7 protein-coding genes are annotated in these 8234 nt (G+C 71.8%); 6 read left to right on the top strand and 1 reads right to left on the bottom strand.

Annotated elements, in window-relative coordinates; genetic code table 11:
• From AB0H32_RS11545 to AB0H32_RS11535, 3 genes are all read left to right on the top strand, one after another.
• Positions 1–1387: tetratricopeptide repeat protein (locus AB0H32_RS11545; protein ID WP_361117947.1), on the top strand; the 1387-nt coding region annotated here is incomplete at its 5' end.
• Positions 1384–3006: a sulfite exporter TauE/SafE family protein gene (locus tag AB0H32_RS11540; RefSeq protein ID WP_361117944.1), complete on the top strand. Its 1623-nt coding sequence runs from the start codon at positions 1384–1386 to the stop codon at positions 3004–3006. The genes AB0H32_RS11545 and AB0H32_RS11540, both read left to right, overlap by 4 nt.
• A gap of 27 nt (positions 3007–3033) precedes the next feature.
• Positions 3034–4650 carry a protein kinase gene (locus tag AB0H32_RS11535; protein ID WP_361117941.1) on the top strand — a complete coding sequence of 539 codons (1617 nt, stop codon included), beginning with the start codon at positions 3034–3036 and terminating at the stop codon, positions 4648–4650.
• An 18-nt stretch (positions 4651–4668) separates the two neighbouring features.
• On the opposite strand, the gene AB0H32_RS11530 is transcribed toward AB0H32_RS11535, so the two are convergent.
• A complete protein-coding gene (locus tag AB0H32_RS11530) occupies positions 4669–5478 on the bottom strand; it encodes an SGNH/GDSL hydrolase family protein (protein ID WP_361117938.1) in 810 nt (269 codons plus the stop codon).
• A gap of 196 nt (positions 5479–5674) precedes the next feature.
• Between AB0H32_RS11530 and AB0H32_RS11525 the strand changes: the two genes are divergently transcribed.
• From AB0H32_RS11525 to AB0H32_RS11515, 3 genes are all read left to right on the top strand, one after another.
• A complete protein-coding gene (locus AB0H32_RS11525; RefSeq protein WP_361117935.1) occupies positions 5675–6202 on the top strand; it encodes a hypothetical protein in 528 nt (175 codons plus the stop codon).
• Between the two features lie 365 nt (positions 6203–6567).
• Positions 6568–7389 carry a glycosyltransferase family 2 protein gene (locus AB0H32_RS11520; protein WP_361117933.1) on the top strand — a complete coding sequence of 274 codons (822 nt, stop codon included), beginning with the start codon at positions 6568–6570 and terminating at the stop codon, positions 7387–7389.
• Positions 7386–8234 (top strand): glycosyltransferase family 2 protein (locus AB0H32_RS11515; protein WP_361117930.1); only part of this gene is annotated, 849 nt, incomplete at its 3' end. The genes AB0H32_RS11520 and AB0H32_RS11515, both read left to right, overlap by 4 nt.

Genomic DNA, 8234 nt, shown 5'->3' with positions numbered 1-8234 from the left:
GTCGGGATCCGTGCCCGGCGCCGAGCGGCGCGTGGCCGCCGTCCGCCGGGTCGCCGCCGTGGGACGGCGCTGGCGTGCCGCCCAACTCGTCTGCTCCGCCGCACTGTTGGCCATCGCGCTCACCGGCGGCGCGATCGCCGTCGGGGCGGCACGGGACGGCGGGCCCACCGTGCCGGCCGCCTCCACCGCCGTCGATCCGGGGCTGCTCGGCAGCGGCGATCTCGACGCGAGCATCGCCGCCCTGCAGGCTCATCTGCACTCCCAGCCGAGGGACTCCGGCAGCTGGGCCACCCTCGGCCTCGCGTACGTGGAGCAGGCGCGGACCAAGGGCGACCCCGCCCGCTACCCGCAGGCCGAGAAGGCCCTGAACCGGTCCCTGGCCCTGGCCCCGGACAACGACCAGGCCCTGGCCGGCCGGGCCGCCCTCGCCGCTGCCCGGCACGACTTCAAGGACGCCCTGATCTACGCGGACCGGACCCTGAAGCAGAACCCGTACAGCGAGCGCGCCCTGTCCTCCCGCGTCGACGCCCTGGTCGAACTCGGCCGCTACACCGAGGCCGACCGGGCCGTCCGGACCGCGGACGCGCGCAAGCCGGGCGTGCCGGTCTTCACGCGGTACGCGTACGTGCACGAGCTGCGGGGCGACGTGGCAACCGCCCGGCGCGTGCTCAAGCAGGCCCTCGCCGTGGCCACTTCACGGGGCGACGTGGCCTACGTGTCCGCCCAGCTCGGCCAACTCGCCTGGAGCCAGGGCGACTACAAGGGCGCGCTGAGCTCCTACGCCCGGGCGCTGGCCGCCGACGAGAACTACCTCCCCGCCCTGGAGGGCCGGGCCCGCGCCCAGGCGGCGGTCGGCAGGCGGGACGAGGCGATCAAGGGTCTGGAGACGGTGGTCTCCCGCTATCCGCTGCCCGGCCCCCTCGTCGAACTCGGCGAGCTGTACGAGGCCCGCGGCGCGGCCGGCGACCGGGCCAGGGCGCACGACCAGTACGCCCTCGTGGACGCCTGGATCGCCCTCGCCCGCGCCAACGGCGTCAACGCCGACCTCGACACCGCTCTGGCCGCCGCCGACCATGGAGACAAGGCGTCCGCCCTGCGTGCGGCCCGCGCCGAATGGGCCCGTCGGCACACCGTGCACACCGCGGACGCCCTCGCCTGGGCGCTGCACGTCAACGGGCATGACGAGGAGGCCCTTCCCTACGCCCGCCGGGCCACGGCCACCGGCTACCGCAACGCCGCCTTCGTCTACCACCGCGGCATGATCGAGCTGGCCACGGGCCACTCCGAGGAGGGCCGGACGCACCTGACGGCGGCCCTGAGGCTGAACCCCGGTTTCTCCCCGCTGGGTGCGGCCGAGGCCCGCAAGGCCCTGGGGGCCGCCCGGTGAACCTCCGTCGCCCGTTCGCCGGCGCCGCGGCGGTCCTCACGGCCGCCTGCGCCCTCGCGCTCACCCCGGCCACGGCCGCGAGCGCGCATCCCCTCGGCAACTTCACCGTCAATCGCTACGACGGTCTGGTCGCCGCTCCCGGGCAGCTCCGCGTCGACCATGTGGAGGACCTCGCCGAGATCCCGGCGACCCAGGCCAAGCCGGGCATCGAGCGGCTCGGCCTGACCGCATGGGCGAGGCAGCGGTGCGCCGACGCCGCGAAGGGCAGCGCGCTCACCGTCGGGGGACGGCCCGTCGCCCTGGCCACCGGCACCGCCCGCGCCCGCTTGCGGCCCGGGCAGGCCGGGCTGAACACGCTGCGCGTGGAGTGCCGGTTCACCGCACCGCTTCCGCAGGGGAAGCCGGTCGCCCTCGGCTTTCACAGCGCGGGGGCCACCGGCGGACCCGGCTGGCGGGAGATCACCGCGCGCGGCGACCGCATGACGCTCACCGGGACGGACGTACCGGCGAAGTCGGTCTCGCACGAACTCACCACGTACCCGAAGGACCTGCTCTCCTCGCCCGCCGACACCACCGCGGCCTCCCTGCACGTGCGCCCCGGCGGCCCGGCGCTCGCCGAGGAGCGGCAGGACGCCCCGGGCGCGGGCGTGCTGCCGCGGGGCGCCGACCGCTGGACCCGCGCCCTGGACGACCTCGTGGCCCGTCACGACCTGACTCTCGGATTCGCCACGCTCGCCCTGCTCATCGCGGTCGTCCTCGGCGCGATGCACGCGCTCGCACCGGGCCACGGCAAGACCCTGATGGCCGCGTCGGCGGCGGCGCGCGGAGGCCGCGCCCGGCTGCGGGACGTACTGCCCCTGGCCGCCTCGGTCACGGTCACCCACACCCTCGGCGTGGTCGCCCTGGGCCTGCTCGTCACGGCCGGTTCCGCCGCCACGCCCTCGGTGATCGCCTGGCTGGGCATCGCCAGCGGCGCCCTGGTGCTCGTCGCGGGGACGAACCTCCTACGACGGGCCTGGCGCAACCGTGCGCACGAGCACACGCACACCCACGTCCATGAGGAGGCGGAGGAGCGCCGGTTGGCCGGTGTGGGCGCCCACCACGGCACGGCCCACGGCCATGACGACCACCATCATGGGCATCACCATGACGACCACCACGACCACCACCGTGATCACGATCACGGGCACCATCACGATCACCCGCACGGGCACTCTCACCACCACGCCGTCGAACACACCCATGGCGGCCACACCCACAGCCACCCCACCGCCCCCACCCTCCGCGGCACGATCCTCCTGGGGTTCGCCGGCGGTCTGGTGCCCAGCCCCTCCGCGGTCGTCGTGCTCGTCGGTGCCGCGGCGCTGGGCAAGGCCTGGTTCGGGCTGCTGCTCGTCGTGGCGTACGGCGCCGGTCTTGCGCTGACGCTCACGGCGGCCGGGTTCGCCGTCGTCAGGCTGGGCTCGGGCGTCACCCGGGTGCTGGAGCGGCGCCCGCGCTGGAGCGTCCACCCGGTGGCCGCCCTGGTCCGCCGGACCCTGCCACTCGCGTCCGCGCTGGTCGTCGTCGCCCTGGGTGCCGGATTGGTGCTCAAGGGGGCCGCATCCGCACTCGGCTGAGCTACTTTTGTGGAGAAATCACGTCAGATGCCGTGGGGGGCACCCGTGTCCGAAGAACCGGACCACGACCGTGTGATCGCAGGCCGCTACCGACTGCTGTCCCCGCTGGGCGAGGGCGGCATGGGCACGGTGTGGCGCGCCCGCGACGAGGTGCTGCACCGCGAGGTGGCCGTGAAGGAGGTGCGGGCGCCGGCCGGGCTGCCCGCGTCCGACGTCGAGCGGATGTACGCGCGCCTGGAGCGTGAGGCATGGGCGGCGGCCCGGGTCGCCAACCGCAACGTGGTCACGGTGTACGACGTGGCGATGGAGGGCGGCCGCCCGTGGATCGTGATGGAGCTGGTCCGCGGCCTGTCCCTGGCCGACCAGCTGGAGGCCGAGGGTCCGCTGTCGCCGCAGCGGGCCGCGCACATCGGTGCCGAGGTGCTGGCCGCGCTGCGCGCCGCGCACGCCGTCGGGGTGCTGCACCGGGACGTTAAGCCGGCCAATGTGCTGCTGGCGAACGACGGCCGGGTGGTCCTCACCGACTTCGGCATCGCGACGGTCGAGGGCAGCTCGGCGCTGACCATGACCGGAGAGGTGATCGGCTCGCCCGAGTTCCTCGCGCCGGAGCGGGCACTGGGCCGTACGCCGGGCCCGGAGTCCGATCTGTGGTCGCTGGGCGTACTGCTGTACGCGGCCGTCGAGGGCAACTCCCCGTTCCGCTACGACACTCCGCTGAGCACTCTGCGCGCCGTGGTGGACGAGGAACTGCCGCCGCCGGGCCGGGCCGGGCCGCTCGCTCCCGTCATCGAGGGGCTGCTGCGCAAGGACCCGGCCGAGCGGCTGTCCGCCGAGCGGGCGGAGCAGGATCTGCGGGTCGTCGCGGCGGGCGGGACCGCCCGCACGGAGTCGACACCGGTCGCGCCGTACGCCCCGACGGTCACGTCCCGGCCGCAACGGCCTTCTCCCACACCCCCCATGCCCGTGCCCGGCGGGTATCCGGAACCGCGGACCACGGCCGTAGCGCCGGCTCGTGAGCGGCGGACCCGCCTCGTGCTGGTGGCCGGTCTGCTCGCGGTCGCACTGGCGCTGGCGGGGCTGACGTACGCGCTGCTCAACCGCGACAACGGCGGCGGCAAGGGCGACGACAGGGCGCAGACCGGCCGGGCGAGCGCCAGTGTGCACTCCCCCTCGCCGAGCACCGGCACGGACTCCGGCACCGCGGCGCAACCGCCCGCACACAGCAGCCCGACGACGAGCAGCCCGCCGGCCCAGTCCGTGCAGGTGACCCTGACGGGCTCGCACACCGCGTACGACGGGACCTGCCCGCCGCCGACCGGGCAGGCGCCCGCGTTCACGGCGACGTTCACGGTCGGGCGGCTGCCCGCGCAGGTGGAGTACCGGTGGGTGCCGGCGCACGGGTCGGTCTCCGACCCGGGATGGAGGACGTTGGCGTTCCCGGCCGGAGGCGGGAGGACCAAGCAGGTGCAGGTGACCGTGACCGCCTACTCCGAGGGCCGGACGATCGAGAACGGGATCAGTGTGGAGGTGCGCAGTCCGGTGCGGACCACTTCGAACTCCGTGCCGTTCTCGGTGACCTGCGCGACGACGCCGACGGAGACCCCGTCGGACGGGGCCTCCGCTTCGCCCTCGGCCTCTCCCTGACGGGTTCGGCCGGACGGCTCAGGACGCGTTGGTGGTGAGCACGGGGAGATAGCCGCCCGACTGGCCGGCCGCGGTGGGGTGGTACGACTCGCCGATGTCGAGCCAGTTGACGCTGTGCAGCCAGGAGTCGCTGGAACAGATCTCGTGGCTGGAGAACGGGGAGCGGATGTCGCCGAAGACGAAGTCGTGGTCCAGGGCACGCTTCTGGATGGCGGCGTCGATGTAGTCGGCGGCCCCGTTGATCGCGGACCGCTTGGTGTCGGAGAGGCCGAGGCAGGTCTGGCCGAGCAGGTAGAAGCGGGGGTAGCCGAGGACGACCACCCGGGCGGAGGGGGCTTTGGCGCTGATCGCGTTGTAGACGGCGTCGAGCTTGCCGGGGAGCGTCGAGTCGACGTACGCCTTGGCGCTGTTGATCTTGGACAGGCAGCCGCTGTCGGACGAGAGGACACAGGTCGTCATGACGTCGGAGAATCCGGCGTCGTTGCCGCCGATCGAGATCGAGACCAGGGCGGTGGAGGAGTTGAGCGAGCCGAGCTGACTGGCGAGGACGTCGTCCGTCGTGGCGCCCGAGCAGGCGTTGAAGGCGAACGAGGACGGGCTGTGCGCGGCGTTCCACAGGTACGGGTACGCCTTGGTGCTGCGGTCGCAGCTTCCGCTGGAGCTGATGTAACTGCCCGCTCCGACTCCGGAGGAGTAGGAGTCACCGAGCGCCACATAGCCGCCGGTTGCGGCCGTCGAGGAGGCCTGCGCCGTGGCGGCCCCGGTGAGGGCCAGGCCGGCGGCAAGGAGGAGCGAGGTCACGGATGCCGCAAATCGGGAACGTCTCATGGAACCTCCCTTTAGCAGGATCTCTGCCACAACTGTCGTACCAACTACGCATGTTGAGTGGAAGTGTCCATGCCAATGAACTTTTCAGATTTGAACGACATCCGAACAGGATCGGTTCAGGACCTCCACTGGACGCCCCCTTCCCCAGAAGCCTCGAACACTCCGGGGAACACATGTTTAAAGGGGGACCGCCGTCTTGACGGCTCCTGCGGGCCTGCGCCACATTGAAGCCCGGCATCCGGCGCGTCGGGGGGCAAAGTCGCCAATGCAGACCTTACGCATCAACACACCTTCATCGGACGGCGGCGAGGACGACGCCGGCCAGGAGCGCCGGGGTCCGGGGAGGGACCTGTCTGCGCTGCTCGCCGGGGCCGCCACGGCCGTCGCCGCGGTCGGCGCACTGCTCGCAACTACCGACACCCACTCACCACTGCGCGCACCGAGCACACTGTTCTTCCTGCTCACAGCACCGGCAGCGGCGATCGGGACGGCGCTGCGCGGACTCAATCCCGTCGGCCGGGTGCTCTGCGCGCTTGCGGGCGCGGTCGTACTGAACATGCTGGTTGCCCAGGGCATGCTGGCCGTGCACCGCTGGTCGGTACGCGGCGGCGTCGTCGCGGTGACGTCGCTCAGCCTGCTGCTTCTTCTACTCGTCCTCACCCGGGAGAAATTCCGTTCGAGGAAACGAACACAAGACGGACCAACCAAGGCCAAAGTTGTGTAACGGCCCAACCAACAAAAACGTGAGACCTCGGTGCAGGTCTTGCCATTCTGCTTCAATCGTCAATACCGTCGTACATCTCACCCGCATCGGTCCGTCTGCACACGGTTCAGGGGAGGGCTCAGGGCCGTGACGTATCGGCGCGGGGCGCGGTAGGGGGGTGCCGTGCTCGGTGACCGCACGTGTTTCCGAGTCGTGCCGCGCGACCGGCTGCCGTCTTTTTCCGGCAGCCCGGCCTGCTTTGCCAGCTCATCTGCGTGCACGGAGATCACTTCGCCGTGCCGAAGACGAGAACCCCCCTTTCGAACCGGACACAGAGCCGGGCCGCCCAGGGGCGGGCGGTCCACCGGACGAGAGGGACACAACCCGTGAGTTCTGTTCTGCATCCGCCGAGTTCGGGCCAAGATCCGTTAATGGCCACCCACTATCGGCCCATCTCCACTCACCTTGCGATCACTCCGCCGGTGAGCGTGGTGATTCCCGCCATGAATGAGGCGGAGAATCTGCCCTACGTCTTCAAGACCCTTCCGGACTGGATACAGGAAGTGGTTCTCGTGGACGGCAATTCCACCGACGACACGGTCGAGGTGGCCCGTTCGCTGTGGCCCGCGGTGAAGGTCGTCGAACAGCAGGGCAAGGGCAAGGGGGATGCCCTGATCACCGGGTTCGAGGCGTGCAGCGGCGACATCATCGTGATGGTCGACGCGGACGGCTCGGCCGACGGCAACGAGATCGTGTCGTACGTCTCCGCCCTCGTCTCGGGCGCCGACTTCGCCAAGGGCTCGCGTTTCGCCAACGGCGGCGGCACGGACGACATGACCTTCATCCGCAAGCTCGGCAACTGGGCGCTGTGCACCATCGTCAACCGCAAGTTCGGCGCCCGCTACACCGATCTCTGCTACGGATACAACGCATTCTGGCGGCACTGCCTGGACAAGATCGACCTGGACTGCACCGGCTTCGAGGTCGAGACCCTGATGAACATCAGAGTGGTCAAGGCGGGGCTGAAGGTTCAGGAGATCCCCAGCCACGAGTACCTCCGCATCCACGGCACGAGCAATCTGCGGGCCGTTCGGGACGGGCTGCGGGTGCTGAAGGTCATCCTCAAGGAGCGCTCCAACCGGCGTGCGCTGCGCCGCCAGGCCCATCACGCGCGCCTGCTGAACACCGGGCAGGGAGAGGTGTCTTGACGGATCCCGACATCTCCGTCGTGATCTGCGTGTACACCGAGGACCGCTGGGGGGACATCCTCGCAGCGGTCTCCTCGGTGCGCGCGCAGTCGTATCCGGCGCTGGAGACACTCCTGGTCGTGGACCACAACCCGGCCCTGCTGGACCGGCTGGCCCGCGAGTACAAGGAGTACGAGAAGGGGACGGCGGCCGGTGACGTCCGGGTGCTCGCCAACGCCGGCCCGCGCGGCCTGTCGGCCGGCCGCAACACCGGTGTCGCCGCCTCCCGTGGCGAGGTGATCGCCTTCCTGGACGACGACGCGGTGGCCGAACGGGACTGGCTGCGGCGCTTCGCCGAGGGGTACACCGACCCGCGCGTGATGGCGGTCGGCGGCCGTACGGTCCCGGTCTGGGCGTCGGGCCGGCGCCCCGCCTGGTTCCCGGAGGAGTTCGACTGGGTGGTGGGGTGCACCTACCGGGGGCTCCCGCCGGGCCGGGTCCGGGTCCGCAACGTGCTGGGCGGAAACGCCTCCTTCCGGCGTACGGCGTTCACCGCGGCGGGCGGTTTCGCCACCGGCATCGGCCGCGACGGCGACCGGCGCCCGCTGGGCTGCGAAGAGACGGAGCTGTGCATCCGGCTCACCCGGGCCCGCCCCGACGCCGTCCTCCTCATCGACGACCGCGCGGTGATCCACCACCGGGTGCCCGAGGCCCGCGAGCACTTCGCGTACTTCCGCACCCGCGCCTACGCGGAAGGCCTCTCCAAGGCGCTGGTGGCCCGCAGTGTCGGCGCGGACAAGGGGCTGGAGTCCGAGCGTCGGTACACCACCCGGGTGCTGCCCGCCGGGGTGGCCCGCGGACTGCGG

Origin of the sequence: Streptomyces sp. NPDC020362 (genome assembly GCF_040642095.1) — a bacterium.
Classification (GTDB): Bacteria; Actinomycetota; Actinomycetes; order Streptomycetales; family Streptomycetaceae; genus Streptomyces.
Note: the sequence above shows the minus strand (reverse complement) of the source record. Positions and strands in the feature narration are given on the sequence as shown.